Below are 25,396 nucleotides of genomic sequence, written 5' to 3' on the forward strand. Positions count from 1 at the left end.
TGGCTTGCGGCCCCGGAGCCATGCTCCGGGGTCGTTTTCATTCGTCCTCGCCGTCGGGGCCATCGCTCAGGTCCATGTGCTGTCCCGAGGCGATATTGGCCTGCAACTCGGCCTGCATGGCCAGGAGCGCGCGGCCCGAGGGGCGTTGCAACAGCGCCAGTTCGACCAGCCGCAGCGCCCGCACCGGAGCCGTGGCGGCCAGGGCACGGGCCGCTGCGCTGAGGTCATCGAGCCGAGGCGGGGCGCTGGCATCGATCAGGCGCTTGACCACCGTGACGGCCGAGCGCATGGCGCGGTTGAACTCTTCGTCCGACCAGGTCTGCATCGGTTCATCGGGCAGGTCGTCGAAATCGTCGTCGAAGAGCTCTGGGATTTGGGAGATGCCAAGCCGCGCATTCAGCGCCCGGTTGCCTGCGACGTAGCGCGCCAGGAAGCCCTTGGCCACCAGCCGCCCCGGCCTTGCGGGGGTCTTGGAATTGGGCGTCGCGCGCAAGAGGGCCTTGGTCACCTCCTCGTTCCCGGTCATGGCATTGGCCATGTGCCCGATCCGCGCCTTGACCCGGTCGAGCGAGGTGTTGACCGTTTCCGGCGTCGAGCAGCCCTCGGCGTCGATGCCCAAGGTGGTGAGGAAATCGGTGACGATATCGCCCCCTTCCAGACGCGCCCGGTCAAAGACCCTGACCCGCAAAGCCTTGCGACCAAAAGCCTTTTCCCATTTCGCCAGCCGCTTGTCATAGTCGAGGTAAAGCGCTTGCAGCGGGTTGACCTGGGGCAGGGCGCCGAAGCCATGGCCCCAAAGCTCCCATTCCGGCGGACGGGCGGGACGCGCGCCTTCCATGTGATGGGAGACCGCATGGCGGTCCTGGCGGCGCAGGTAGCACAGGACCACGACCTCGTCGAAGAGCGGCTTGACCAGCCGCGCCAACTGGCCGATGGCCTTCTGCTCGAAGAAGAACGAGAAGTTCTCCGAGCTGACGATGACCCGCTCGGCCTGAACCGCCGCCAGCGCCTCGGCGAATTCGGCCGGCTTGTCCAGCCGGAAGCCCCGGGGGAAGATGGGTCCCGGCTCGTCCCAGGTCAGGAAGCCATGGGCATTGGGCTCTTCGCCGAAGGACAGGTCGGCGATGCCGCGCCGGGCCAGGACATCGCGGTTGGCCGCGATCCAGTGCTGGATCGCCGTGGTTCCGGTCTTGTGAGAGCCGATGTGAAGGATCAGTTGCCGCATGGTTCGTCCGAAAATCAGACAGCCGAACCCTGAAAGGGTTCGGCTGCGCTTGCGATGGGTGAAGGCCTCAGCGGTGCTTCACATCGACATAATCGCGCCGCGCGGGCCCGACGTAAAGCTGGCGCGGACGGCCGATCTTGCCATTCTCGGCGATCATTTCCTTCCACTGCGAGATCCAGCCCACGGTCCGCGAGATCGCGAAGATCGGCGTGAACATCGAAGTGGGGAAGCCCATGGCCTCGAGGATGATGCCGGAATAGAAATCGACGTTCGGATAGAGCTTCTTCGAGATGAAGTATTCATCCGAGAGCGCGATCCGCTCCAGCTCCTTGGCGACCTGCAGAAGCGGGTTGTCATGGACGCCCAGAAGCTCCAGCACCTCGTCGGCCGATTCCTTCATCACCGTCGCGCGGGGGTCGAAGTTCTTGTAGACGCGGTGGCCGAAGCCCATCAGGCGGAAGCCCGAATTCTTGTCCTTGGCCTTGGCGATGAACTCGGGGATGCGGTCGACGGTGCCGATTTCCTTCAGCATCTCCAGGCAGGCCTGGTTGGCGCCGCCATGGGCCGGGCCCCAGAGGCAGGCGATGCCCGCCGCGATGCAGGCGAAGGGATTGGCCCCCGAAGAGCCCGCCAGGCGCACGGTCGAGGTCGAGGCGTTCTGCTCGTGATCGGCATGGAGCATCATGATGCGGTCCATGGCCTTTTCGAGGATCGGGTTGACCTCGTAATCCTCGGCCGGGACGGCAAAGCACATGCGCAGGAAATTGCCCGCATAGGACAGCGAGTTCTTCGGGTAAACGAAGGGCTGGCCGACGGAATACTTGTAGGCCATCGCCGCAATCGTGGGCAGCTTGGCGATCATCCGGATCGCCGAGACCTCGCGGTGCCAGGGGTCGGTGATGTCCAGGGAGTCGTGGTAAAAGGCCGACAGCGCGCCCACGACGCCCACCATGGTCGCCATCGGATGCGCGTCGCGGCGGAAGCCCCGGAAGAAGTTGTGCATCTGCTCGTGCACCATCGTGTGCTTCGTCACACGCGTGGTGAAATCGGCCAGTTGCCCCTTGGTCGGCAATTCGCCGTAAAGCAGCAGGTAGCAGGTCTCGAGGTGGCTCGATTCCTTGGCCAATTGCTCGATCGGGTAGCCGCGATAGAGAAGCTCGCCCTTGTCGCCATCGATATAGGTGATGGCCGACTTGCAGGACGCCGTCGAGGTGAAGCCCGGGTCGAAGGTGAAGACATCGGCCTCGTCATAGAGCTTGCGGATGTCCAGCACGTCGGGGCCTGCGACGGGGGACATGACGGGGAGGTTGAATTCCTTCCCGTCGAGATGGAGCGTGGCTTTGCGTTCGGTCATTTCATTACCCCCGTTGGGCCCCCCGGTCCCGCATGGGCGGCCCGAAGGGTGGTTCGCCGCTGTCCGCGGCAGGCAGCTTAGGGGGCCGAGTGGGCGTCAGTCCGCCGCCTCGCTCAGCCTCGCAATCGTCTCGTCCCGGCCGATGACAAGCATCATGTCATAGACGCTGGGGGTCGCAGTCCGCCCGGCAAGCGCGGCCCGCAGGGGCTGCGCCAGCTTGCCGAATCCAATCCCCGCCTCGGTCGCGGCGGCGGTCAGGATAGACTCCAGTTCCGCCTTTTCCCAAGTAGCATTTTGCAGCTGCAGCGTCAACGATTTCAGTATACCACGGGATACCGTATCCAGCGCGGCCGCGCTGGCCTCATCGCGCTGCACGGGCCGCGAGACCAGGGCAAACCGTGCCTTTTCAAGCAGTTCCGGCAAGGTCTTCGCGCGTTCCTTCAGGCAATACATGCCCTTCAGCATCAGCGCATGCTGGGTCTGCGTCAGCGCAGGCTCCCCCTTGGCCTCCAGATAGGCTTCGATCTCCTGCAGCAGTGCGGCATCTTGTGCCATGGCGATATGCTGGCCGCAGACATGTTCCAGCTTCTTGAAATCGAGTCGCGCCGGGGCCCGGCCGATGCCAGAGAGGTCGAACATCCCCTTGGCCTCGTCGCTCGTGAAGATCTCGGCATCGCCATGCGCCCAGCCCAGACGGGTCAGGTAGTTGCGCATTCCCGCCGCCGGATAGCCCATGGCCTGGTATTCCTCGACCCCAAGCGCGCCATGGCGCTTGGAGAGCTTCTTGCCGTCCGGCCCATGGATCAAGGGGATATGCGCCCAGACCGGAACCGCCCAATCCATCGCCTGGTAGACCATGGTCTGGCGTGCCGCATTGGCCAGGTGGTCATCCCCCCGGATCACATGGGTCACCCCCATGTCGTGGTCATCCACAACGACAGCCAGCATGTAAGTCGGGGTCCCATCCGAACGGAGAACGATCATGTCGTCCAATTGATCGTTCTGAAAGGTAACGATTCCCTGAACCTGATCCTCGATCACGGTCGCCCCCTCACGCGGGGCCTTCATGCGGATCACGTAAGGCGCATCGGGATAGGTCGAAGGGTCGGCATCGCGCCAGGGGCTTTGAAAGACCGCATAGCCGTCATGGGCGGCGCGGAAGGCCTCGATCTCTTCCTTGGTCGAGAAGCATTTATAGGCCGTGCCACGCGTCAGCATTTCATGGGCGACCTCGGCATGGCGGTCCTTGCGGTCGAACTGGCTGACCACCTCGCCGTCCCAGTCCAGTCCCAGCCAGGTCAGGCCCCTCAGGATGGCTGCCGTGGCCTCGGGGGTCGAGCGTTCGCGGTCGGTATCCTCGATCCGCAGAAGGAACTTGCCGCCCCGGCCCCGCGCGTAAAGCCAGTTGAACAGCGCCGTCCGCCCGCCGCCGATATGCAGGTAGCCGGTGGGCGAGGGGGCGAAGCGGGTGACGACCTGGGACATCGGCGGACCTTTCGGAGGCGTTAACCTTTGGGAAACCATGTTCGGCCAGGATGAGGCCGGACTTCAGGGGCAGGGTTTAGACTTGGACACGGGGGCTGGCAAGGTGGCGCCGTTCTGGGCGCGGGGGCTCGGGGGGCTTTGGCTCGGGCCTCAGCGCCTGGCCGAGGCCGTGGCTGCGGCGCCGGTCGACCTGTTTCTCTTCCTGCCGATCTTCATGGCAACAGGCATCGGTCTCTGGTTTCGCCTGGTGCTGGAGCCGGGGCCGGGCTTCTATGCGGCGCTTGGCCTTGGGGTGGCGGTGCTTGGGGGCCTGGCCTGGCGCGGGCCCTATCTCTTGCGGGCCCCGGCCCTGGCGCTGGCCTTCGTGGCCCTGGGGGCCCTGGCCTGCGGGGTCCGGGTCTGGCTCGTGGCCTCGCCCATGCTGGCCGCGCCCTATTACGGCCCGATCCAGGGCCGCATCATCGAGATCGACCGCAGCCAGACCGATGCGGTGCGGCTGACCCTGGACCGGGTGGTTCTCTTGGAGCTTCCGCCCGACCAGACCCCGCTGACCGTGCGGGTCAGCCTGAAGGGAGAGGTCAAGACCTATGACCCCGGCGCGACGGTCCTGGTCACCGCGCGCATCGCGGCCCCCGAGGCGGCGGTGGAGCCCTCGGGCTTCGATTTCCGCCGCATGGCCTGGTTCCAGCAATTGGGGGCGGTGGGCTATACGGCGAGCCCCGTGGTGATCTGGGCCGAGCCCGGGCCCTGGGAGGCCTGGATCAACCGCATCCGGTCAAGCCTGTCGCGGGCCATCACCGACCGCGTGCCGGGCGATGCCGGGGCCTTTGCCTCGGGCGCGCTGACCGGGGATCGGGCGGGGATTTCGGCCCAGGTGGTGCAGGATCTGCGCGATTCCTCGCTGGCGCATCTGCTGGCCATCTCGGGCATGAACATGGCCTTCATCGTGGGCTTCGTCTTCGGCCTGATCCGCTATGGCCTCGCCCTGGTGCCGGTCGTCGCCCTGCGGGTCGAGGCGAAGAAGGTTGCCGCCGTGGTGGCCTTTGGCGTGGCGGCGTTTTACCTGGCGCTGTCGGGGGCCAATGTGGCGACGACGCGGGCCTTTCTGATGGTGACGATCATGCTGGGGGCCGTGCTTCTGGACCGCCGCGCCATCACTTTGCGCTCGGTGGCCTTGGCGGCCCTGGCTCTGATGACCTATGAGCCCGAGAGCCTGTTGAACCCTGGCTTTCAGCTGAGCTTCGCGGCCACCGTGGCGCTGATCGCGGGCTTCGGCCCGGTGGAGCGCTGGATGAAGGGCCATCACTGGCCAAGGCCGGCGGAGTGGTTCGGGCTCTTGGTGGCGACCTCGGTCCTGGCGGGGCTGGCCACGACGCCCTTTGCGGCGGCGACCTTCAACCGGACGGCGCCCTGGGGGCTGGTGGCCAACCTGATGACCGTGCCGGTGATGAGCGTGGTGATGGGGGCAGGGGCCATGGCGCTCTTGCTGGCGCCCTTCGGGCTGTCGGGACCGGCGCTTTGGGTCATGGGCAAGGCCGCGGAGTGGATCTTGTTCGTGGCGCATTGGGTCTCGGGCTGGGGCGGGGCGGTGACACCGGTGCCGCAGCCCGGGCCCTGGGTCATCCCGCTGATCACGCTGGGGGGGCTTTGGCTGGTGATCTGGAGGGGGCGGGCGCGGCTTTGGGGCCTGGCTCCGGTGGCCCTGGCGCTGGGGCTATGGGTCATGGTCGAGCGGCCGGTGCTCTTGATCTCGTCGGACGGCGTTCTGGCGGGGGTCCTGGGGCCAGAGGGCCGGGCGCTGAGCACCTCACGCGGGGCGGGCTTCGCGGCGGAGGCATGGCTGGCCGATGATGGCGACCTGACGCCTCCGAAAGAGGCGGCTTTGCGGGCGGGGATGGAGGGGGAAAAGGGCAAGGACAGGCGGTTCCAGGTCGGGGAGTTGCGCGGGGTTGTGTTGGCGGGGAAGGGGGCCCTGGGCCGGGTCGAGGCGCTTTGCCAGGCCATGGACCTGGTGATCCTGCCCATGGATTTCGGCGAGGCAGGGGTCTCGGGCCCCTGCACGGTGGTGGACAAGAGGCTTTTGTCGCGGAGCGGGGCCCTGGCGGGTCACCTGGTCGAGGGCGGGTTGGTCCTGGTGCCGGTGCGGGCCCAGGCGCGGCCCTGGACGGGGAATGCCGAGCCGGTGGAGACTGTCTTCGTGGCGAAAGTGACGCGCTGAGGTCTCGGGCTTGTCCAGCCGGGCTGAAGCCCGTCAGGATGCGCCCGACCAAGGCAGGGAGGCTGCCGCCCCCCTGACCCCCCGCCCAGGGGAGGCGCGCCTCCCCTGGAACCCCAGCAACCTGGGGGGGGTATGCTGGGGGCATGGGCGCTGATTTGCAGGCATCGATCCTCGGGAGCAGCGGTCTGCCGAGAGGCGCGATTGTGTTTTGGGGGACTTCTGAGGGGTTTCCCTTGGCTTCCCAAGGGGCAATGCCCCTTGGGAAGCCAAGGGACCCATGCGGGGGGCTTTGCCCCCCGCACCCCCCCATCCGCTTCCCGGAGGGCTCCCCTGGCGCCGAGCCGGTTGGCCGCAGGCCAGAGGCGAGACAAAAAGAATGCGCGCCCTTGGGCGCGCTCCATTGGATCAGGGTTGGCTTGCGGCGATGGCCTTCGGGCGGGGGAGAGTGACCCTGCTGCCAGGCAGATCTGCCTCAATAGGTGCGGATCAGCCCCACGAGCTTGCCCTGGACCTTCACCATGTGATCGGGGAAGACCCGCGTCTCATAGGCCGGGTTCGCGGCCTCAAGCGCAATCATGTTCCCCCGGCGACGGAAGCGCTTCAGCGTCGCCTCCAGATCCTCGACCAGCGCCACGACGATGTCGCCATTCTCCGCCGAGACCTGCTCGCGGATCACCACGACATCGCCATCGTTGATCCCGGCCTCGATCATCGAATCCCCTTTGACCTCAAGCGCATAATGCGCCCCGCGCCCGGAGACCATGGCATTGGGCACGGTGATGTGGTCGCTGACATGGGCGATGGCCTCGATCGGCACGCCGGCCGCGATCCGCCCCATCAAGGGGATCGCCATGGCATTGGCCGCGCTCTCGACCTCGACCGGGAGGGCCGTTGAGGGGCGCGGCGCCGGGTCGACGCGCGAGCCTTCGACCACACGCGGCTTGAAGCCGCTGCGCTCCGTCGTCTCGGGGAATTTCACGATCTCCAGCGCCCGGGCGCGGTGGGCCAGGCGACGGATGAAGCCGCGTTCTTCCAGCGCCGTGATCAGGCGGTGGATGCCCGATTTCGACTTCAGGTCCAGCGCATCCTTCATCTCGTCGAAGGAGGGCGGCACGCCCTCGGCCTCGACCCTCGTGCGGATGAAGTCCAAAAGCTCCAACTGCTTGCGTGTCAGCATCTGCCTACCCCAAGTTATAGGCAGGCCCCCGCCCGCCCTGTTTGAGGAATGTTCTGCCCGCGTTCCCGGTTTGTGTCAAGAGTTTTAGGGAATTACAACGGCAGGTAGAAAACCCTGTCGCCTTTCTGCCGCGCCACATCCTCCTTGGGGCGGATCAGAAGTGCATTGGCCTCGGTGAGGACCTGGATGAGCGCGCTGTCTTGCCGGGCGAAGGGGGTGATGACGCCGCCCGCGACCCGCGCCCGCATGTAAAGGGTGCGAGGGCCGGTCGGGGCCACGTCCTCGGCCAAGACGGCCTCGACAGCCTCGGGGGCGACATCGGGGCGGCCCTGCATCGCGCGCAGCATGGGCAGAAGGAAGAGATGGGCGCAGACGATGGAGGAGACCGGGTTGCCGGGCAGGCCCAGCATCGGGCGGCCCAGGACGCGGCCCGCCATCAGGGGCTTGCCGGGGCGCATGGCGATCTTCCAGAAGGCGCGTTCCAGTCCCAGGCTCTGGGCGACCGGCCCCACGAGGTCATGATCCCCCACCGAGGCGCCGCCGATGGTCAGGATCAGGTCGGCCCCCTCGCCCTGAACCCCTGCTGCGAGGTGGAAGGCGGCGGTCAGTTCTTCGACCCGGTCGCGGGCGATGGGCAGGATGCGGGCCGTGGCGCCTTCGGCCTCGGCCAGGGCTGCGAGGGCAAAGGCGTTGGAGCAGATGATCTGGTCGGGGCCGGGACTGTCGCCGGGCATCACCAGCTCGTCCCCGGTGGCGAGGATGGCCACCGAGGGTTTCCGCGTGACCGAGACGCGGGGGATGTTCATCGCGGCCAAAAGCGCCAGGTCATGGGGGGAGAGGCGGCGGGGGGAGAGCGCATCGCCTGCGCGGAAATCCTGGCCCCGGGGGCGGATGTGGCGGGCGGCATCGGGTTTGGGGCCGATGGTGATCGTGTCGCCTTCGCGGGTCACGTCTTCCTGGATCACGACGCGGGTGGCGCCCTGGGGGATGGGGGCGCCGGTGAAGATGCGGATGGCCTCTCCCGGCCCCAGCGCCAGTGCCGCCGCATGTCCGGCCTGGGCCTCGGCGATGACGGTGAAGCGGGCGCCGGGCTCGGGGTCGCCGCCCAAGGCATAGCCATCCATGGCGGAAGCGTCGAAGGGCGGCTGGTCGCGGGTCGCAAGGGCGGGGGCGGCCATCATCCGGCCTGCGGCCTCGCGCAGGGGGACCTCTTCGGCGGGCAGGGGGGAGACGAGGGCCAGGCAGCGGGCCAGGGCCTCTTCGACGGAAATCATGGGGGCAACCTTTGTCAGACCTGAATTTGCGGGGGAAATCCGGCCCCAACTTCCGGGCGGAGCGGATTCCCTGCGAAAACTCAGGGTTGCGCGTCGTAGACCCCGGATTTGCCGCCCTCTTTGTGGAGAAGCCTGATCCCCTCGATCCGCATGCCCTTTTCGGCCGCTTTCAGCATGTCATAGATCGTGAGGCAAGCGACGGAGACCGCCGTCAGCGCCTCCATCTCGACCCCGGTCTGGCCGGAGGTCTTGACGGTCGCCGTCACCCGCACGCCGGGCAGGGTCTCATCGGGCACAAGGTCCAAGGACACCTTGGTCAGCGCCAGGGGGTGACAGAGGGGGATCAGGTCGGCGGTTTTCTTGGCGCCCATGATCCCCGCAAGCCGCGCGATCCCCAGGACATCGCCCTTCTTGGCCGTGCCTGCCATGACGAGCGCCAGGGTCGCAGGCTCCATCACCACGGCGCCCGCGGCCACGGCCATGCGGGACGTATGGGCCTTGTCGCCCACATCGACCATATGGGCCTGACCCTGGGCGTCGAAATGCGTCAGGCTCATGCGCCCCCCCGCAGGGGATTGGCGAGAATCGCCTTGGTGGCCGCCGTCACATCCGCCTGCCGCATCAGGCTTTCACCGATCAGGAAGCAGCGGGCACCGTAGCGGGCCATCTCGGCCAGGTCCTCGGGCGTGAAGAGCCCGGATTCCGACACGATCATCCGCCCCTCGGGCACATGACGCGCCAAGGCCTTCGTGGTCTCCAGGGTGACCTCGAAGGAGTGCAGGTTGCGGTTGTTGATCCCGATGAGGGGCGATTTCAACAGGACGGCGCGGTCAAGCTCTTCGCGGTCATGGACCTCGATCAGCACATCCATGCCATGGGCGAAGGCGGCGGCCTCGAGCTCGGCCGCCTGGGCGTCAGAGACCGAGGCCATGATGATCAGGATCGCATCGGCATGCAGCGCCCGCGCTTCGGCCACCTGGTAGGTGTCGTAAAGGAAATCCTTGCGGATGCAGGGCAGTTTCACGGCCTGATGCGCGGCGGTCAGATAGGCATCGTCGCCCTGGAAGGAGGGCCCATCGGTCAGAACCGAGAGGCAGGTCGCCCCCCCGGCCTCATAGGCGCGGGCAAGCTGGGGAGGGTCGAAATCGGCGCGGATCAGGCCCTTGGAGGGCGATGCCTTCTTGATTTCGGCAATCAGCCCATAGCCTTGCTGGGCGGCCTCGGAGAGGGCCCTGGCAAAGCCGCGCGGGGCGGGGGCGGCGAGGGCGGCCTCTTCGACGGCAGAAAGGGGGCGCGCGGCCTTGCGGGCGGCGACCTCTTCCAGCTTGTAGGCCTTGATCGTGTCGAGAATGGTGGTCATGGCCTCTCTTTAGGACCTTGGGGGCGGGAAGGGAAGAGTTTGACGCGTGCGGCCAGTGCAAAGGCCACAAGCGGCAGGGCGGCCTGGGCCAGGGCCAGAGCCGCCACAAGCGCGCGGTCGGGGCCGGTGGAGAGCGCCACGGCCTCGGTCGTGAGCGTGGGCAGGCGTCCGCCCGACATCAGAAGCGTCGCCAGGTATTGCCCGGTCGAGACCGCGATGCCGATGGCTGTGGCAGCGGCAAGGCTCGGGGCCAGCATCGGCAGGCGCAGGCGCCACAGGATGCGGGCGGGGCTGGCGCCGAGGGTGGCCGCGACCTGCGCCAGGCGCGGGTTCCAGGCGCGCCAGGGGCCGGCGAGGCTCAGCCAGAGATAGGGCAGGGCAAAGGTCACATGGGCGGCAAGCGTCGCGCTCCAGGGCTCGACCCCGATCATCAGCCGGGCGATGCCGGGCAGGAAGACGACCTGGGGCAGGATCAGGGGCAGCCAGATCAGCGCCTCCAGGCGGGAGCGGCCCTGCAGGGCGATCAAGGCCAGGGCCAGCGCCAGGGCGGTGGAGGCGAGGGCCAGGGCCAGGCTGTTGGCGGCCAGGGGCGGCAGGGCGGGCAGGGTCTGGCCCAGGGGCCGCAGCGAGAGCAGGGGCACAAGGTCGGGAAAGGGCCAGCGCAGGGTCACGACCCGCAGCGCCAGAAGGCTCAGGGCGGCCAGGGGCAGGGCGATCAGGCTCCAGGCGGCCAGGGTGGCCAGGGCGCGCAGGGGTGCGTCCCAACCGACCCCGCGCGCGCCCCGGGCGACCAGGGCGCGGGCCAGGGCGGCGGCCAGGGCCTCGACCCCGCGCCACAGGGCCAGCGCCAGGGCCACAAGGGCCAGCTGCATCAGCGCAAGCGCCGCAGCCAGTCCCTCTCCGCCCAGGTCGGCGCGGGTGGCGGCCCTTGTGACTTCGACCGAAAGGGGGGCGGGCAGACCCGGGCCCAGGATCGCCCCCATGTCCACTGTCGTCATGCCATAGGCCAGGACCGCCAGGACCGGCAGGCGCAGGCGGCGATAGAGCAATGGCGCCTCGATCAGGGCAAAGCGCAGGGCGCGGCCATGGCCGAAGGTCGAGGCCACGAGGTCGAGCCGTCGCAGGTCAGGCCCGCGCGCGGCCAGGGCCAGAAGCAAAAGGAAGGGCGTCTCTTTCAGGATCAGCCCAAGGGTCAGGCCAAGGCCGTTCGGGTCCCCGACCGTCAAGAGGTCGGGCGGGGCCTGCCAGCCCATCAGCGGCGCGACCAGCCGGGCAATGGGCCCCGAAGGCGCGGCGAGGAAGGCCAGGCCCAGGGCCAGCGCCGCATGGGGCAGGGCGAGGAAGGCCGCCAGGAGCCGAAAGAGCGTCCTTGTGCCAGGCGGCTCCAGCGCGAGGATCAGCCCGGTCAAGGTCAGGGCCACCAGGGTTGCGGCCAGCCCGGGGACGAGAGAGAGCCTTGCTGCCCGCATCAGCCCCGGCAGGGCCCAGGCCTCGCCCCAGGCGCCCTGTGACTGGATCACGGCCACAAGAAGCCCCGCCGCCACGGGCAGGGCCAAAAGCACCAAGGGCAGCCGCGTCAGGACCGCGCGCATGGGCCGATGCGGTCATCCCGCGCCATAACGCCGCGTCCAGGCCCCGGAAACCGCCGCCATCCAGGAGGCATGGGGCTCCAGGAGCACCGGCCCGAGGTCGGCGGGCGACAGGGTCGCGGGGCCAAGGGGCAGGGCCTCGAAAAGCGCGCGGTCGGCCTCGGGCAGAGAGGCCACATCCAGCACGGTCTGAAAGCCCAGGACCGTGGCATCCTGCGCCCGGGCCTGGACCTTGGGGGACAGGATCAGGTTGGCCACCACCTGCGCGCCCTCGGGCGCCGAGGCGTTGAAGGGGATGGCCACGAAAGAGGCATTGCCGATCGTGCCGCCCTCAAGGACAAAGGTCCGCACCGTCTCGGCCAGGCGCCCGGCCGCGATTTCCGCGCTCGCCCGGCCCGGGTTGAAGGCGAAGGAGATCAGGGTCTCGCCCTCGGCCAGGAGCTGGCCCAGGGCGGGCTCGTCCCTGGGGAAGGCGCGGCCCTGGCGCCAGAGATGGGGGTGGAGCGCGTCGAGGAAGGGCCAGAGCGGGGCCTCGGCGCCTTCGACCCAGGGGGATTGCAGGATCGCGGGATCGGGAAGCAGGGCGTAAAGCACCTGTTTCAGGAAGGTGAGGCCAAGGTAATCGGGCGGCTGGGGATAGGTGAAGCGCCCCGGGTTGGCCTTTGCCCAATCGGCCAGGGCCAGGATCGAGCGCGGCGCCTCGGTCTGGGCGCTGTCATGTTCGAAGACCAGTTGCGCCATGGCCCAGGGGCTCTCGTAGCCCTCGGTGGGCAGGGTGAAATCGGTGACGGTGGCGGGCTTGCCCCTGGTGTCGACCAGGGGCCAGTTGGGCAGGCTTTCCGCGAAGGGGCCGAACAGGAGCCCTTCGGCCTTCATCGCGGCAAAGTTCTCGCCGTTGATCCAGATGAGATCGACGGCGCCCTTTGTCGCTCCGGCGGCCTTTTCGGCGCGGACCCGGGCCACGGCATCGGCGGTGGCGGCAAGCTTCACATGGGTGAGGGTGATGCCCAAGGCGGCGGCCTCTTCCCCCAGCCAGGCGATGAAATCGTTGATCTTGGGATCGCCGCCCCAGGCGTGGAAGAAGACCTCTTGCCCCCGGGCCCGGTCGAGGAGGTCCCAGGTCTGGGCGAAAGCGCGCGCAGGCAGGAGGGCGGCAAGGAGGGCGAGGGTCTGGCGGCGGTTCATGAAGGCTCCGGGCTTTTGGGGGAAGCTGGGGCAAAGGGGGGGCGGTTGCAAGGGGGGCTTTGGGGGCGGGGCCGGGGCGGCTGCGGGGGGAGGGGCGGGGGCGTTTGCGGCGCTTGGTCCTTTGGGGGCGAGGCCCCGGGTCAGGCCCGGGACGCGGCGGAGCGGCACTGCGCGGCCTTGCCGGAAGCCTCCGCGCCTTGGTGGGAGGGCTTCGCTCGGGCTGCGTAGCCCGGGGTATACCCCGGGTCTTGGGAGCTTTGCCCTATGGGGTCGGGGCCCCGGGTCAGGCCCGGGACGCGGCGGAGCGGCACTGCGCGGCCTTGCCGGAAGCCTCCGCGCCGTGAAAGGAGGGCTTCGCTCGGGCTGCGTAGCCCGGGGTATACCCCGGGTCTTGGGAGCTTTGCCCTATGGGGTCGAGGCCCCGGGTCAGGCCCGGGGCGCGGCGGGGCGTGGGTGGGGGGGCTTGCCCCCGCCCCCGGTCCGCGCCACCTATGGCGAAAGCGGAGGCGAGATGCTGGACACATGGATCAGGCCCAAGATCGACCCCGGGCTGAACCGGGCGGGGCTTTGGCTGGCCGCGCGCGGGGTGACGGCCAACCAGGTCACGGCGCTCGGCCTCGGGATCGGGCTGGCTGCGGGGCTTGCGGTGGCGCTCGGGGCCCATGGGCTGGCCGCGGGGCTGATCATCCTGGGGCGGCTGGCCGATGGGCTCGACGGGGCCATCGCGCGTGCGGCTCAGCGCCGGGGGCTGCCCAAGTCCGACCTTGGCGGCTATTACGACATCGTGGCCGATTTCGCCTTTTACGCGGCGCTGCCCCTGGGATTCGCCTGGGGCGGCGATGCGCTGCCTGCGGCCTTTCTTCTCGCGGCCTTCTACATCAACGGCGCGAGCTTCCTGGCCTTTGCCATCCTGGCCGAAAAGCGCGGGATCCAGACCAGGGCCCAGGGCGAGAAGTCGCTTTACTACTCGGCCGGGCTGATGGAGGGGACCGAGACCATCGGCTTTTTCCTGGCCATGTGCCTCTGGCCCGGGGCCTTTGCGGCCCTTGCCCTGATCTTCGGCACCTTGTGCCTGGTGACGGCGGCGGGGCGGGTCGCGCTGGCGGCGCGGGTCTTTCGCGAAACGGCGGGTTGAAACCCGCCCCGCGCCTCGCCCGGCCGTTGCAGTCACATTTTTCCCGCGCCCTTGCGGCTCCCGGCGCGGCTCACTAAGACTCTGCTAATACTCCGTGGATAAAGCTCGGGCGACAGAAGGCAGGATTGCACATGCGTGACCCCATCGACACCTATATGAATACCCTCGTCCCCATGGTGGTCGAACAGACCTCCCGGGGCGAGCGCGCCTATGACATCTACTCGCGCCTCTTGAAGGAGCGGATCATTTTCCTGGCGGGCCCCGTCCATGACGGCATGTCCTCGCTGATCTGCGCGCAGTTGCTGTTCCTCGAGGCGGAAAACCCCTCGAAAGAGATCTCGATGTATATCAACTCGCCCGGTGGCGTGGTGACCTCGGGTCTCTCGATCTATGACACGATGCAGTATATCCGGCCCAAGGTGTCGACCATCGTCATGGGGCAGGCGGCCTCGATGGGCTCGCTGCTCCTGTGCGCGGGCGAAAAGGGGATGCGCTATTCGCTGCCCAATTCCCGCGTTATGGTCCACCAGCCCTCGGGCGGCTACCAGGGCCAGGCCACGGATATCATGATCCATGCGCAAGAGACGCAGAAGCTGAAGGATCGGCTGAACGGGATCTATGTCAAGCACACCGGCCAGACGATGGAGAATGTCGTGGCCGCGCTGGAGCGCGACAATTTCATGTCGGCCGAGGATGCCAAGGCCTGGGGCCTGATCGACGAGATCGTGCAGGCCCGCGGCAAGGCGGATGACACCGCCAAGTGAGGCCTTGCGCCCCGACCGACCAGGCCGGGGCGTGTTTTGAGATTGTGGCGGCTTGGGTCCTGTCCTAAGCTGCCCCCCATGCGCCCGAAACGGCGCGGAAGGCAGAGGACCACGATGGCGACCAATTCGGGAAGTGACAGCAAGAACACCCTCTATTGCTCGTTCTGCGGCAAGAGCCAGCATGAGGTGCGCAAGCTGATCGCGGGTCCGACCGTGTTCATCTGCGATGAATGCGTCGAACTGTGCATGGACATCATCCGCGAGGAGACCAAGACCTCGGGCCTGAAATCGTCCGAAGGTGTGCCGACGCCGCGCGACATATGCAAGGTGCTGGATGATTACGTCATCGGCCAGATGCATGCCAAGCGGGTCCTGTCCGTGGCGGTCCACAACCACTACAAGCGGTTGAACAATGCGACCAAGCAGGACGTGGAGCTGGCGAAGAGCAACATCCTGCTGATCGGGCCGACCGGTTGCGGCAAGACTTTGCTGGCCCAGACGCTCGCGCGGATCCTGGACGTGCCGTTTACCATGGCCGATGCGACGACGCTGACCGAGGCCGGTTACGTCGGCGAGGACGTGGAAAACATCATCCTGAAGCTGTTGCAGGCATCGGAGTATAACGTCGAGCGGGCACAGCGCGGCATCGTCTATATCGACGAGGTCGACAAGATCACCCGCAAGAGCGACAATCCCTCGATCACCCGGGACGTCTCCGGTGAGGGCGTGCAGCAGGCGCTTCTGAAGATCATGGAGGGCACGATCGCCTCCGTGCCGCCGCAGGGCGGGCGCAAGCATCCGCAGCAGGAATTCCTGCAGGTGGATACGACGAATATCCTCTTCATCTGCGGCGGGGCTTTCGCGGGGCTGGAAAAGATCATCGCGCAGCGCAACAAGGGCACGGCCATGGGCTTTGGCGCCGATGTGAAGGACCCGGAATCGCGCGGTGCGGGGGAGCTCTTCAAGGAGCTCGAGCCCGAGGATCTCTTGAAGTTCGGCCTGATCCCGGAATTCGTCGGCCGTCTGCCGGTCCTGGCGACGCTGGAGGACTTGGACGAGGCGGCCCTGGTCACGATCCTGACCGAACCGAAGAATGCCCTGGTCAAGCAGTATCAGCGGCTTTTCGACATCGAGGGCGTGAAGCTGACTTTCACCACGGATGCGCTGTCGGCGATTGCCAAGCGGGCGATCAAGCGCAAGACGGGGGCCCGGGGCCTGCGGTCGATCATGGAGGATATCCTCCTCGACACGATGTTCGAGCTGCCGGGGATGGATGGCATCCAGGAGGTCGTGGTGAACGAGGAATCGGTGGGCGCCAAGGGCCAGCCGCTGATCGTTCATTCCGACAAGAAGGAAAAGAAGCCGGCCTCGGCGGGCTGATCGGATCGCCGGGGCCGGATGCCGCATCCTTGATGGGGGTGGCCCAAGACCTGGCCTCGGGGCGGTCTCGACAGACACCCCGAATGGGGTCCAAGAGAAAAGGGCGCGCCGCAGGCGCGCCCTTTTCTCTTGGAGGTGGCGCCATTTTCCGCAGGAAAATGGCGCCACCCCTCCCGGGGAGCGCGGCGGCTTTGCGGCTTGCCGCAAAGCCGCCGCGCCCTGCCTTCCCTAGGCGGGATGGTGGCGCGGGGCGAAAGCCCCGCGCCACCATCCCGCCGGGGTCCCACGGGAAACGGCGCCCCCAAGGGGGGCGCCGTTTCCCGTGGGAGGGGGCCGTTTTTCTGCGAAAAACGGCTGGGTCTCCGACTTTCAGAAGCCTTGCCCCCAAGCGCAGCCCGGGATCATGGTGTCACAGCCGGCCGAGGCGCTCGGTCAAGAGGTCGAAGAAGCCCTGCGCATCGACATCGCCCACGAAATAGGCATTGGCCTTGCGATCCGTCACGCCCCACCAATCGGCCACCGTCATGCCAAGCGTCAGCTCCGAGAGGGTCTCGATCTCGACATTGATCAGCCGCCCCGAGAAAAGCTCGGGCTTCAGAAGATAGGCCACGACGCAGGGGTCATGCAGCGGCCCGCCCTCGGAGCCGTATTTCGCAACGTCGAAGCGCTCGAAGAAATCCGCCCAGGCGGCTGCGACCCGCCCCACCTCGCTCCCGAGGTTGCGGATCTTCTCGACCCGGGCGCGCGTCGTCAGAACCTTGTGCGTCACGTCCAGGGGCATCACGACCAGCGGCACGCCAGCGCGGAAGACCACCTCCGCCGCCTCGGGATCGACATAGATGTTGAACTCGGCCGCGGGCGTGATGTTGCCCACCTCGAAATAGGCCCCGCCCATCAGGACGATCTCTTGCACCCGGCTCACCACATCGGGCGCCTTCAGGAAGGCCGCCGCGATATTTGTCAAAGGCCCGAGCGGGCAGAGCGTCACGGTGCCGGGCGCCTCGCGCCGCAGGGTCTCGACCAGGAAATCCACCGCGTGCTGCGCCTGCAACTCCATCCTGGGTTCGACCATCTCCGGCCCGTCGAGCCCGGTCTTGCCATGGACATGTTCCGCCGTGACCAGCTTGCGCTTCAAGGGCCGATCGCAGCCCGCAAAGACCTTCACGTCGCGCCGCCCCGCCAGTTCGCAGATGATCCGCGCATTGCGCTCGGTCAGGGGCAGGGGGACATTCCCCGCCACCGCCGTGACGCCCAGGACCTCGAGCTCATCGGGGCTGGCCAGCGCCAGAAGGATCGCGAAGGCGTCGTCCTGCCCGGGGTCGGTGTCGATGATGATCTTCCGCGGGGCCTTGGACATGCCGGATTCCTGTCTCTGTCGATGTTCGCACGCAAATGGAACATCTTCGCGGCGCTTTGTCCATCCGGTCAGGAAATTTTACGACTGAAATCATGGCGACCGAGGCGATGGAACGCCAAAGGGCGGCGCTCCGGATGGAGCAGCCGCCCTCGGTCTTGCAGGGGTCAAGAGAGCGTCAGGGACGAAGTCAGTTGTCGAAATCGACCTCTTCGATCAGCTTCACCGCCGCCGGACGGGCCGCCGCGATATCGGCCAGGCTCAGGGTGTCGGGGGTGAAGTCACCCCAGCTTGCCACCAGCGCCGAACGCTCGACCCCCGGCTTGACCGGGAATTCGTGGTTCGTCTCGGCATAGATCTTCTGCGCCTCATCCGAGGAGAGCCATTCCATCAGCTTCAGCGCGGCTTCCTTGTTCGGCGCCGACTTGGTCAGGGCCATGCCCGAGATGTTCATGTGGCTGCCGTCGCCCTCGAAGGTCGGGAAGACGACATTGACCGCCTCGGCCCAGTCCTTTTGCTCGGGATCGGCCAGCATCTGGCCCATGTAATAGGTGTTGCCCAAGGCGATGTCGCATTCGCCCGCCCAGATCGCCTTGGCCTGGTCGCGGTCGCCGCCCTGGGGCTTGCGCGCGAGATTGGCCTTCAGCCCCTCGACCCAGGCCTTGGTCTCTGCCGCATCATGGTGCAGCGAATAGGCGGCAACCAGCGCCACGTTATAGTCGTTCAGGCCCGAACGAACGCAAATCCGGCCCTTCCACTTCGGATCGGCCAGGTCCTCATAGGTCGTGACCTCGCCCGGCTTCACGCGGTCCTTGGAGGCATAGACGACGCGGCTCCGCGAGGTCAGGCCGAACCACAGATCGCCGGGGTCGCGGAATTCGGCCGGGATATTGGCCTCCAGCACCGGGTCATCGACCGGCTGCAGCACATCGGCCCCCACCAGCTCCATCAGCCGCCCGATATCGACGGTCAGCACCAGGTCGGCGGGAGAGCGGGAACCCTCGGCCTTCAGACGCTCGGCCATGCCCTTGTCGACGAAGGCCAGGTTGACGGTGATCCCCGTCTCGGCCGTGAACTGGTCGATCAGGGGCTGGATCAGCTCGGGCTGGCGGTGGGAATAGACATTGACCTCTTCGGCGAGGACAGGGGTGGCGAAGAGAAGGGCCAGGAGGGCGATGCGCGACATGGGTGAGTCCTTTTGTCAGGAATGGCCCTCTATCGGGCGGAAAGTCCGCCGCGTCAATAGTTGACTAAATCACTTTTTCTTTTCGCGGGTGGAATTTTCGCCAAGGCCACGGGGCCTGGCCCCTGTCTCGCAGCCAGTTGGATGGCGCTCAGTCCCCGCTGGCTTCCGAGGATGCAGACTTCGCCGCCTTCTTGGCCTTGTCCTCGGCCTTGGCGCGATTCCACAAGGCGTCCATTTCGGCCAGGTCGCTGTCGGAGGGCTTTTTGCCCGCCTCCGCCAGCCAATCCTCGATGCGGTTAAAGCGCCGGGTGAACTTGGCATTGGCGCCCCGCAGGGCCGCCTCCGGGTCCACCCCCATGTGGCGTGCGAGGTTGGCCATGACGAAGAGGAGGTCGCCGAACTCCTCCTCGACCTCCGCAGCGCCCAAGGTGTCGCGCGCCTCGACCAGCTCTGCCATTTCCTCGCGGAGCTTTTCCATGACCTCATCCGTCGAGGGCCAGTCAAAGCCTACCCGCGCCGCGCGCTTTTGCAGCTTGACCGCCCGCATCAGGGCAGGGAGCCCCAGGGCCACGCCGTCCAGAACCCGCGCCTGACCGCGCTCTGCCGACTTCAAGGCCTCCCAATCCTTCGTCTGCTGCTCCGCCGACTTCTGGTTGGACTCTGACCCGAAGACATGCGGGTGACGCGCGATCATCTTGGCGTTGATCGCCTCCACCACGTCGTCAAAGGTGAAAAGCCCGGCCTCCTCGGCCATCCTTGCATGGAAGACCGATTGAAAGAGCAGGTCGCCAAGTTCGCCCGGCAGCTCTCCCCAGGCCTGGCGCTCGATGGCATCGGCGACCTCATGGGCCTCTTCGATCGTATAGGGCGCGATGGTGGCGAAGCTTTGCTCCAGGTCCCAGGGACAGCCCGTCACGGGATGGCGGAGCGCCGCCATGATCGCGCGCAGTTTCTCCATTCCCTCCAAGTCATCCAAGCCTGCCATTGCCCTCGCCCCGGATTTGAGATTTGATCAAAGGCCAAGAAGGAGACCTCCCATGCCCGTTCTGAACCGTATCGCCGCTTATGCGGAAGAAATGAAGACCTGGCGGCGCCATCTGCACCAGCATCCGGAGCTTTCCTTCGACTGCCCCGAGACCGCGGCCTTCATCGCCGCGCGTCTGCGCGAAATCGGGGTGGATGAGATCCATGAGGGCATCGCGAAGACCGGGATCGTGGCGGTGATCAACGGCACGGGCGCAGCGCCGACCATCGGGCTCCGCGCCGATATGGACGCCCTGCCGATCCTAGAGACGACGGGGGCGGAACATGCCTCGAAGGTTCCCGGCAAGATGCATGCCTGCGGCCATGACGGCCATGTCACCATGCTTCTGGGCGCCGCGAAATACCTGGCCGAGACGCGGCGCTTTGCGGGCCGTGTCGCCTTGATCTTCCAGCCGGCGGAGGAGGATGGCGCGGGTGGCCAGGTCATGGTGCAAGAGGGCATCATGGACCGGTTCGAAATCGGCCAAGTTTACGGCATCCACAACGCGCCGAACCTGCCCTTTGGCCATTTCTACACCACGCCCGGCGCGCTGATGGCCTCGGTCGATACGGCCTTTGTCTATATCACCGGCAAGGGCGGCCATGGCGCCACGCCGCATGAATGCATCGACCCGGTCGTGGCCACCGTGGCCATGGTCCAGGCCGTGCAGACCATCATCCCGCGCAATGTCTATGCCCTGGACGAGGCGGTGATTTCGGTCACGCAAATCCACACCGGCACGGCCAGCAACATCATCCCCGAAGAGGCGATGTTCTGCGCCACGATCCGTTCCTTCAAACCCGATGTGCGGGCGCTTTTGAAAAAGCGCTTCTACGAGATCGTCGAGGGCCATGCCCTGGCCTTCAACGTCACCGCGCGGGTCGATTACGACTGGGGCTATCCCGCCACGGTCAACACGCCCGACGAGGCGGCCTTTGCCTCTGCCGTCGCGGCCGAGGTCTCGGGCGAGGAGGCCAGCCACCCCAATTCCAACCGCGAGATGGGGTCGGAGGATTTCTCCTATATGCTCGAGGCCCGCCCCGGCGCCTATCTCTTCCTTGGCACCGGGCCGGGGGCGGGGCTGCACCATTCCGCCTTCGATTTCAACGACGAGGCCGCCCCCATCGGCGCCTCCTTCTTTGCGCGCCTGGTGGAAAGGGCCCAACCGCTGTGAAACGCTTCGCCCCCCTGATCCTGCTGGCCGCCCCCGCCTGGGCCGCGCCCCTCGAGACCGTGATGACCAATGACAAGGGCGCGATCCTGGACATTTATGGCGTCACGGATCAGGGCTTTGACTTCACGCTGTCCTCTGCGCCATGCCCCGAGGGCGAGACGACCTGCCTGGTCGTCGTGGGCCATGCGGCAGCCACGGCCAAGGGCTATACCTATGTCGATCCGAACGATGCGACATCCCGCATCTTCTTCGCCGATACGCCCGATGGGGTGAAGGTGCTTCAGACCGCCGGAGACCTTGGGTCGGGCACGGCCAACCGCGCGGCGAAGCTGGTCTTCCCCGGCGCCTATCTCCCCGATGCCGAGGCGGCCGAGCAGATGGGCGACCCGGGCGATGGCGATGCCGATCCGGCCCCGGCGGAGTTCTTCAGCTTTCAGACCCCCACCGGCAATATCGGTTGCCAGTTCATCGTGAGTGACGCGGTCGAGCTGCGCTGCGACCTGGGGGACTATATCCCGACCTTCAAGGACCAGCCCAGCGACTGCGAATTCGACTGGGGCGGGGCTTTTGGGACCAGTTCTTGGGCCGATGTGGGCGAGGTCCTGTGTTATTCGGACACCGTCCGCGACCCGGGGGCCGAGGTCCTGGACTATGGCTCCAAGGTGACCCATGGCGACGTCACCTGCTGGTCGGAAAAGACCGGGGTGATCTGCGAGAACTCCATGGGCCACGGCTTCCAGATCGCCCGCAAGGTGCAGACGGTCTATTAAAGCAGGAAATCGGCGGCGGTCAGGGCGTGGATGCCGCTCAGGCGGATCGCCGCATCGGCCAGCCCGTCGCCGTTCACATCCATCAACAGAAGCGTGTCGCCGCCCAGGGTGGTGACCGCCAGCTCTCCGGCCTGGCCGGTCAGGGCCTGGACCAGAGTGAAGGCGTCGTTGGTCCCGCCATTCCCCTGGACCGCGTCCATCGACGAGATGTCGATCACATCGGCATCGCTGAAATCGGTGACCAGGTCGGCCGAGGCCGCATCGGTGCCGGTCTGGCCAAAGGCAAAGACGAAGACATCCGCCCCCGCGCCGCCCGTCAGCACATCGCGCCCCGCATCGCCGTTCATCCGGTCATCGCCCTCGCCGCCCTGCAAGAGGTCATCGCCCAGGCCGCCGCGCAGCCAGTCCTGGCCCTCGCCGCCCGAGAGCGTGTCGCGCCCCGCTGCGCCCCAAAGGTAATTGTCGCCGGCATTGCCCGAGATCGTGTTGCCCAGGCCGTTGCCCAGCCCCATCGTCGCCCCGACGCCCTGAAGCTCCAGCACCTCCAGCCCCGAGGCCAGGCGCAGGCTGACCCAGGAGCGCACCGTGTCGCGTCCGCCCAGGTCCTCGATCGTCACATCGCCATCGACCAGGTAAAGGTCGTTGCCGCCTGCGTCGCGGATCACATGGGCCGCGCCCCCGCGCGCATCCACCGTGTCATTGCCAAGCCCCATGTCCAGATCGCCCGTCAGCCGCCCGGCAAAGCGGTCGTTGCCCGCGCCGAGGGAGACATGGCCGGTGATCAGCCCCGCGCCCGTCACCACATCGCCCGAAGCTCCACTCGTCAGATTGCCGACCAGGCTGCCGGCATTGGCCAGCCAGAAGCGCGAGGCGCCCTGCACCAGGTCGACATCCAGCGCGCCCAGCATCATTCCGCCGTTGGTGACCGTGACCGTGACCGGCGCCCCGGTGCCATCTCCCAGGACCGCGATGCCGCCCCGAATCGTGCCGGTGTTTTGCAGGCTGGCATCGCCGCCACCGAGGCTGATGCCCAGGGCGCTGCCCGCGACCTCGCCCGAGATGGCAAGGCTGGCGCCGCGTGCGGTGACCGCAATCCCGGTCTCGGCGCTGATCCGGCCCGCAAGGTCCAGCCCGCCGCCCGCGCCCATCAGCGCAACCCCGGTGCCCTGCGATGCGGTGACCGTGCCCGTGACCACGCCCTGGGCGCCGTCCCAAAGCCCCAGCGCCGCGCCTTGGCTGTCCGAGATCAATTGCCCCGAGACGCTCAGCGTCGTGCCGCCCTCGACCACCAGGCCCTCAAGCCAGGTGAAGCCCGCCAGGGCCACTCCGGCAGCCCCGGTGCCGCGCAGGTCGAAGATGGTCTCCGGCAGGATCAGCGCGCCCTGGGGCGCCACGATCAGGCGGTCGCCTGCTCCCAGAGTCTGGAAGCCGACCCAGGTGGCCGCATGGTCGATCAGATAGGTGGTCATCGCCAATTCCCCTCAAATCCGCTTCCGGACGTTAAGGGGATATTAAGCCAGGATGAGAACGGAACAAGAAAATCCTGAAGACTTCGTTAACCGGCGGGAGGGGGCGCTGGCACCGGCTCGGGCGCCGGGGGCGTCAAATTCACAGTCTTTCCAGGCAGATAGAGCGCGTCCGGCAAAGTGCCGTCGGGGTTCAGGACCACGACCTTGGCGCCATCGGGGACGCGGGTGTAAAGATCCATCACGTCCTGGTTCAGCATGCGGAAACAGCCCGAGGAGGCGTCCTTGCCGATGCTCTCCCATTCCGGCGTGCCGTGGATTCGGTAGCCGTAATCGACGCCGTTGGTCTTGAGATAGATGGCGCGGGCGCCGAGCGGATTGGTCGGCCCCCCGGCCTGGCCGTCGCGATAGCGTTCCAGCTCGGGGCGCCGCGCGATCATCTCGGGCGGCGGTGTCCAGCGCGGCCAGGTCGTGCGGCCGGTGACATTGGCCACGCCCGACCAGCCGAAGCCCTCGCGGCCGACCGCGATGCCATAGCGCAGCGCGCGGCCCGGGGCGGTCACCAGGTAGAGATGCTTGTGGGCGGGGTCGATGATGACGGTCCCAACAGCCTCGCGAGAGCGGTAGACGACCTCCTGGCGCAGGAACTCCGGGGGGACCTCGGCCACGGGGATGGCCTTGACGCGAAAGCCATTGTCGGTCGTCTCGCCATAGCGGGTGAGGTCGGGCGCCTGGGTGACGGCCGTCGCCTGGGAGGCAGCCTCGGCGCCCCCCGCCTGGCGCGCAGCGTATTCGGCATCCATCTGTCGAATGGTCGCCTCGTCGCAGGCGGTAAGACCAAGCATCAACAAAGGCAGACAAAGACGCGCAACCAAAGACATTTCCGATATGATCCCCCCATGGATTCTCTGCCAAGCCTAGACCCTGCGCGGGCCAAGGTCAAAGGGGAGAGCGGGGCCTCAGGTCACCTTGGCGCGAGTCTTGAATTCGGGCCGGTCCCAGGCGCCAGTCGTCATGATCCGGCCCAGCACCGCCACCGCACCGTCCACGTCCTCGAAGGTCGTGTAAAGCGGCGTGAAGCCAAAGCGCAGGATGTCGGGGGCGCGGAAGTCGCCGATGACGCCCTCGTGGATCAGCGCCTGCATGATGGCGTAGCCCTCGGGATGGGAGAAGCTGACCTGCGAGCCCCGGCGCGCATGGTCGCGGGGGGTCACCAGGGTGAGCCCGGGGCAGGTGGCCTCGACGCCTGCGATGAAGCGGTCGGTCAGCTCCAGGCTGCGGGCGCGGAGGTCATCCAGGTCGACCTGATCCCAGATGTCCAAGGCGGCCTCTAGCGCGGCCAGTTGCAGCACGGGCGGGGTGCCGACGCGCATCCGCTCGATGCCGCGCCCGGGGCGGTAGTCGGTGTCGAAGGCAAAGGGCGCCTCGTGACCCAGCCAGCCGGACAGGGCAGGGCGCGCGGTCTCGGCATGGCGCGGGGCCACGTAGATGAAGGCCGGGCCGCCCGGGCCGGAGTTGAGGTATTTATAGGTGCAGCCCACCGCGAAATCGGCGCCGCCCTCGGCCACGCCCACCGGGAAGGCGCCCGCGCTATGCGCGAGGTCCCAGACGATCAAAGCGCCTTTCTCATGCGCGCGCGCGCTCAGAGCCTTCATGTCATGGCGCCGCCCGGTGCGGTAATCGACCTCGGTGATCAGCACGACGGCGACGGTCTCGTCGATAGCCTCCAGCACCGCTTCGGGCGCCACGGTCTTGAGGCTGCGGTCGCCCAGGGTCGCGCAAAGCCCCTGCGCCATGTAAAGATCGGAAGGGAAGTTTCCAGTATCGGACAGGATGACTTTCCGGTCCGACATCTGCAAACACGAGGCCAGGGCCTGGTAGACCTTGATCGAGAGCGTATCGCCCATCACCACATGCCCCGCCTCGGCCCCGATGAGCCGCGCGATCCGGTCGCCCACGCGCGAGGGCTGGTCCATCCACCCCGCCTTGTTCCAGCCCCGGATCAGCATCTCGCCCCATTCCTGGCCGATACAGCCCGCAACCCTTGCGGCTGCCGCATGGGGCAGCGGCCCAAGGCTGTTGCCGTCAAGGTAGATCACCCCCTCGGGCAGGTGAAACTGGGCGCGGGTCTTGGCGAAATCTGTGGGCATGGCATCTCCTTGCGCTATCTGGATAGACGGGCGCGGCGCTTCTGTCCAGATGTTTCAAGCTTGAAGTATCTGCGGGTTTCCTGTCAGGAAACGACGCTTTGTGCATCGGCAGCGAAATTTCCGGAA

The 25,396-nt window shown here is 67.2% G+C and carries 21 protein-coding genes; 6 read left to right on the forward strand and 15 right to left on the reverse strand.

All coding sequences use genetic code 11. From position 1 onward, the window contains the following. Window positions 1-37: 37 nt before the first annotated feature. From GV832_RS14350 to gltX, 3 genes are all read right to left on the reverse strand, one after another. A complete protein-coding gene (locus tag GV832_RS14350) occupies window positions 38-1,225 on the reverse strand; it encodes a hypothetical protein (protein ID WP_168775574.1) in 1,188 nt (395 codons plus the stop codon). Between the two features lie 67 nt (window positions 1,226-1,292). Beyond that, complete coding sequence (locus GV832_RS14355) at window positions 1,293-2,579, reverse strand: citrate synthase (protein ID WP_168775575.1); 1,287 nt, start codon at window positions 2,577-2,579, stop codon at window positions 1,293-1,295. Between the two features lie 96 nt (window positions 2,580-2,675). Further along, entirely contained in the window at window positions 2,676-4,064 is a 1,389-nt protein-coding gene (gene gltX / locus GV832_RS14360; RefSeq protein ID WP_168775576.1) for a glutamate--tRNA ligase, read from the reverse strand. Between gltX and GV832_RS14365 the strand changes: the two genes are divergently transcribed. Beyond that, window positions 4,048-6,282: a ComEC/Rec2 family competence protein gene (locus tag GV832_RS14365; RefSeq protein WP_354001967.1), complete on the forward strand. Its 2,235-nt coding sequence runs from the start codon at window positions 4,048-4,050 to the stop codon at window positions 6,280-6,282. The genes gltX and GV832_RS14365 overlap by 17 nt on opposite strands. A gap of 472 nt (window positions 6,283-6,754) precedes the next feature. Here GV832_RS14365 and lexA read toward each other — a convergent pair whose 3' ends face one another. The 6 genes from lexA to GV832_RS14395 all read right to left on the reverse strand — a co-directional run bounded on the left by lexA (window position 6,755) and on the right by GV832_RS14395 (window position 12,867). Next, on the reverse strand, window positions 6,755-7,459 hold the full coding sequence (gene lexA / locus GV832_RS14370) for a transcriptional repressor LexA (RefSeq protein WP_168775577.1): 705 nt from the start codon (window positions 7,457-7,459) through the stop codon (window positions 6,755-6,757). Window positions 7,460-7,551: 92 nt separating this feature from the next. After that, window positions 7,552-8,733: a molybdopterin molybdotransferase MoeA gene (locus tag GV832_RS14375; protein ID WP_168775578.1), complete on the reverse strand. Its 1,182-nt coding sequence runs from the start codon at window positions 8,731-8,733 to the stop codon at window positions 7,552-7,554. Between the two features lie 80 nt (window positions 8,734-8,813). Continuing rightward, window positions 8,814-9,290 carry a cyclic pyranopterin monophosphate synthase MoaC gene (gene moaC / locus GV832_RS14380; protein WP_168775579.1) on the reverse strand — a complete coding sequence of 159 codons (477 nt, stop codon included), beginning with the start codon at window positions 9,288-9,290 and terminating at the stop codon, window positions 8,814-8,816. After that, the gene (trpC, locus tag GV832_RS14385) at window positions 9,287-10,093 is read right to left on the reverse strand and encodes an indole-3-glycerol phosphate synthase TrpC (protein ID WP_168775580.1); all 807 of its coding nucleotides are present in this window, start codon (window positions 10,091-10,093) and stop codon (window positions 9,287-9,289) included. Before trpC ends, moaC begins: the two co-directional genes overlap by 4 nt. After that, window positions 10,090-11,685, reverse strand: a complete 1,596-nt coding sequence (locus GV832_RS14390) for an ABC transporter permease family protein (RefSeq protein ID WP_168775581.1) — start codon at window positions 11,683-11,685, stop codon at window positions 10,090-10,092. The genes trpC and GV832_RS14390 overlap by 4 nt, the downstream gene beginning before the upstream one ends. 12 nt (window positions 11,686-11,697) lie before the next feature. After that, window positions 11,698-12,867, reverse strand: coding sequence for an ABC transporter substrate-binding protein (locus GV832_RS14395; protein WP_168775582.1), 1,170 nt, complete (start codon window positions 12,865-12,867; stop codon window positions 11,698-11,700). A 511-nt stretch (window positions 12,868-13,378) separates the two neighbouring features. Between GV832_RS14395 and GV832_RS14400 the strand changes: the two genes are divergently transcribed. From GV832_RS14400 to clpX, 3 genes are all read left to right on the forward strand, one after another. Continuing rightward, the gene (locus tag GV832_RS14400) at window positions 13,379-14,002 is read left to right on the forward strand and encodes a CDP-alcohol phosphatidyltransferase family protein (RefSeq protein ID WP_168775583.1); all 624 of its coding nucleotides are present in this window, start codon (window positions 13,379-13,381) and stop codon (window positions 14,000-14,002) included. Between the two features lie 131 nt (window positions 14,003-14,133). Further along, window positions 14,134-14,766 carry an ATP-dependent Clp protease proteolytic subunit gene (locus GV832_RS14405; RefSeq protein ID WP_168775584.1) on the forward strand — a complete coding sequence of 211 codons (633 nt, stop codon included), beginning with the start codon at window positions 14,134-14,136 and terminating at the stop codon, window positions 14,764-14,766. A gap of 114 nt (window positions 14,767-14,880) precedes the next feature. Beyond that, complete coding sequence (gene clpX, locus GV832_RS14410; RefSeq protein ID WP_168775585.1) at window positions 14,881-16,146, forward strand: ATP-dependent Clp protease ATP-binding subunit ClpX; 1,266 nt, start codon at window positions 14,881-14,883, stop codon at window positions 16,144-16,146. Window positions 16,147-16,555: 409 nt separating this feature from the next. Here the strand turns inward: clpX and GV832_RS14415 are convergent, their stop codons facing one another. The 3 genes from GV832_RS14415 to mazG all read right to left on the reverse strand — a co-directional run bounded on the left by GV832_RS14415 (window position 16,556) and on the right by mazG (window position 19,644). Then, the gene (locus GV832_RS14415) at window positions 16,556-17,503 is read right to left on the reverse strand and encodes a nucleoside hydrolase (protein ID WP_168775586.1); all 948 of its coding nucleotides are present in this window, start codon (window positions 17,501-17,503) and stop codon (window positions 16,556-16,558) included. A gap of 187 nt (window positions 17,504-17,690) precedes the next feature. Next, on the reverse strand, window positions 17,691-18,686 hold the full coding sequence (locus GV832_RS14420) for a Fe(3+) ABC transporter substrate-binding protein (RefSeq protein WP_168775587.1): 996 nt from the start codon (window positions 18,684-18,686) through the stop codon (window positions 17,691-17,693). Between the two features lie 148 nt (window positions 18,687-18,834). After that, window positions 18,835-19,644, reverse strand: coding sequence for a nucleoside triphosphate pyrophosphohydrolase (mazG, locus tag GV832_RS14425; protein ID WP_435531766.1), 810 nt, complete (start codon window positions 19,642-19,644; stop codon window positions 18,835-18,837). 79 nt (window positions 19,645-19,723) lie between these two features. On the opposite strand from mazG, the gene GV832_RS14430 reads away from it, so the two are divergent. Both GV832_RS14430 and GV832_RS14435 read left to right on the forward strand, forming a co-directional pair. Continuing rightward, the gene (locus GV832_RS14430) at window positions 19,724-20,884 is read left to right on the forward strand and encodes a M20 aminoacylase family protein (protein ID WP_168775589.1); all 1,161 of its coding nucleotides are present in this window, start codon (window positions 19,724-19,726) and stop codon (window positions 20,882-20,884) included. Next, on the forward strand, window positions 20,881-21,654 hold the full coding sequence (locus tag GV832_RS14435) for a DUF6636 domain-containing protein (protein ID WP_168775590.1): 774 nt from the start codon (window positions 20,881-20,883) through the stop codon (window positions 21,652-21,654). The genes GV832_RS14430 and GV832_RS14435 overlap by 4 nt, the downstream gene beginning before the upstream one ends. Here the strand turns inward: GV832_RS14435 and GV832_RS14440 are convergent. From GV832_RS14440 to kynU, 3 genes are all read right to left on the reverse strand, one after another. After that, window positions 21,651-23,123: a calcium-binding protein gene (locus tag GV832_RS14440; protein WP_168775591.1), complete on the reverse strand. Its 1,473-nt coding sequence runs from the start codon at window positions 23,121-23,123 to the stop codon at window positions 21,651-21,653. The two genes, GV832_RS14435 and GV832_RS14440, sit on opposite strands and share 4 nt — an antisense overlap. A gap of 86 nt (window positions 23,124-23,209) precedes the next feature. Then, window positions 23,210-23,965, reverse strand: coding sequence for a L,D-transpeptidase (locus GV832_RS14445; RefSeq protein WP_168775592.1), 756 nt, complete (start codon window positions 23,963-23,965; stop codon window positions 23,210-23,212). 114 nt (window positions 23,966-24,079) lie between these two features. Beyond that, the gene (kynU, locus tag GV832_RS14450) at window positions 24,080-25,270 is read right to left on the reverse strand and encodes a kynureninase (RefSeq protein WP_168775593.1); all 1,191 of its coding nucleotides are present in this window, start codon (window positions 25,268-25,270) and stop codon (window positions 24,080-24,082) included. Window positions 25,271-25,396: the final 126 nt, after the last annotated feature.

This window comes from Stagnihabitans tardus (assembly GCF_009925085.1).
In the GTDB taxonomy this organism is placed as follows: Bacteria; Pseudomonadota; Alphaproteobacteria; order Rhodobacterales; family Rhodobacteraceae; genus Stagnihabitans; species Stagnihabitans tardus.

Excerpts from the sequence above, each read along its gene's own strand:
- clpX (WP_168775585.1), top strand. The coding sequence starts at position 14,881 with ATGGCGACCAATTCGGGAAGTGACAGCAAGAACACCCTCTATTGCTCG.
- GV832_RS14400 (WP_168775583.1), top strand. The coding sequence starts at position 13,379 with ATGCTGGACACATGGATCAGGCCCAAGATCGACCCCGGGCTGAACCGG.
- gltX (WP_168775576.1), bottom strand. The coding sequence starts at position 4,064 with ATGTCCCAGGTCGTCACCCGCTTCGCCCCCTCGCCCACCGGCTACCTG.
- lexA (WP_168775577.1), bottom strand. The coding sequence starts at position 7,459 with ATGCTGACACGCAAGCAGTTGGAGCTTTTGGACTTCATCCGCACGAGG.
- mazG (WP_435531766.1), bottom strand. The coding sequence starts at position 19,644 with ATGGAGAAACTGCGCGCGATCATGGCGGCGCTCCGCCATCCCGTGACG.
- moaC (WP_168775579.1), bottom strand. The coding sequence starts at position 9,290 with ATGAGCCTGACGCATTTCGACGCCCAGGGTCAGGCCCATATGGTCGAT.
- GV832_RS14355 (WP_168775575.1), bottom strand. The coding sequence starts at position 2,579 with ATGACCGAACGCAAAGCCACGCTCCATCTCGACGGGAAGGAATTCAAC.
- GV832_RS14395 (WP_168775582.1), bottom strand. The coding sequence starts at position 12,867 with ATGAACCGCCGCCAGACCCTCGCCCTCCTTGCCGCCCTCCTGCCTGCG.
- GV832_RS14375 (WP_168775578.1), bottom strand. The coding sequence starts at position 8,733 with ATGATTTCCGTCGAAGAGGCCCTGGCCCGCTGCCTGGCCCTCGTCTCC.
- GV832_RS14415 (WP_168775586.1), bottom strand. The coding sequence starts at position 17,503 with ATGTCCAAGGCCCCGCGGAAGATCATCATCGACACCGACCCCGGGCAG.
- GV832_RS14405 (WP_168775584.1), top strand. The coding sequence starts at position 14,134 with ATGCGTGACCCCATCGACACCTATATGAATACCCTCGTCCCCATGGTG.
- GV832_RS14350 (WP_168775574.1), bottom strand. The coding sequence starts at position 1,225 with ATGCGGCAACTGATCCTTCACATCGGCTCTCACAAGACCGGAACCACG.
- GV832_RS14430 (WP_168775589.1), top strand. The coding sequence starts at position 19,724 with ATGCCCGTTCTGAACCGTATCGCCGCTTATGCGGAAGAAATGAAGACC.
- GV832_RS14420 (WP_168775587.1), bottom strand. The coding sequence starts at position 18,686 with ATGTCGCGCATCGCCCTCCTGGCCCTTCTCTTCGCCACCCCTGTCCTC.
- GV832_RS14445 (WP_168775592.1), bottom strand. The coding sequence starts at position 23,965 with ATGCTTGGTCTTACCGCCTGCGACGAGGCGACCATTCGACAGATGGAT.
- kynU (WP_168775593.1), bottom strand. The coding sequence starts at position 25,270 with ATGCCCACAGATTTCGCCAAGACCCGCGCCCAGTTTCACCTGCCCGAG.
- GV832_RS14390 (WP_168775581.1), bottom strand. The coding sequence starts at position 11,685 with ATGCGCGCGGTCCTGACGCGGCTGCCCTTGGTGCTTTTGGCCCTGCCC.
- trpC (WP_168775580.1), bottom strand. The coding sequence starts at position 10,093 with ATGACCACCATTCTCGACACGATCAAGGCCTACAAGCTGGAAGAGGTC.
- GV832_RS14440 (WP_168775591.1), bottom strand. The coding sequence starts at position 23,123 with ATGACCACCTATCTGATCGACCATGCGGCCACCTGGGTCGGCTTCCAG.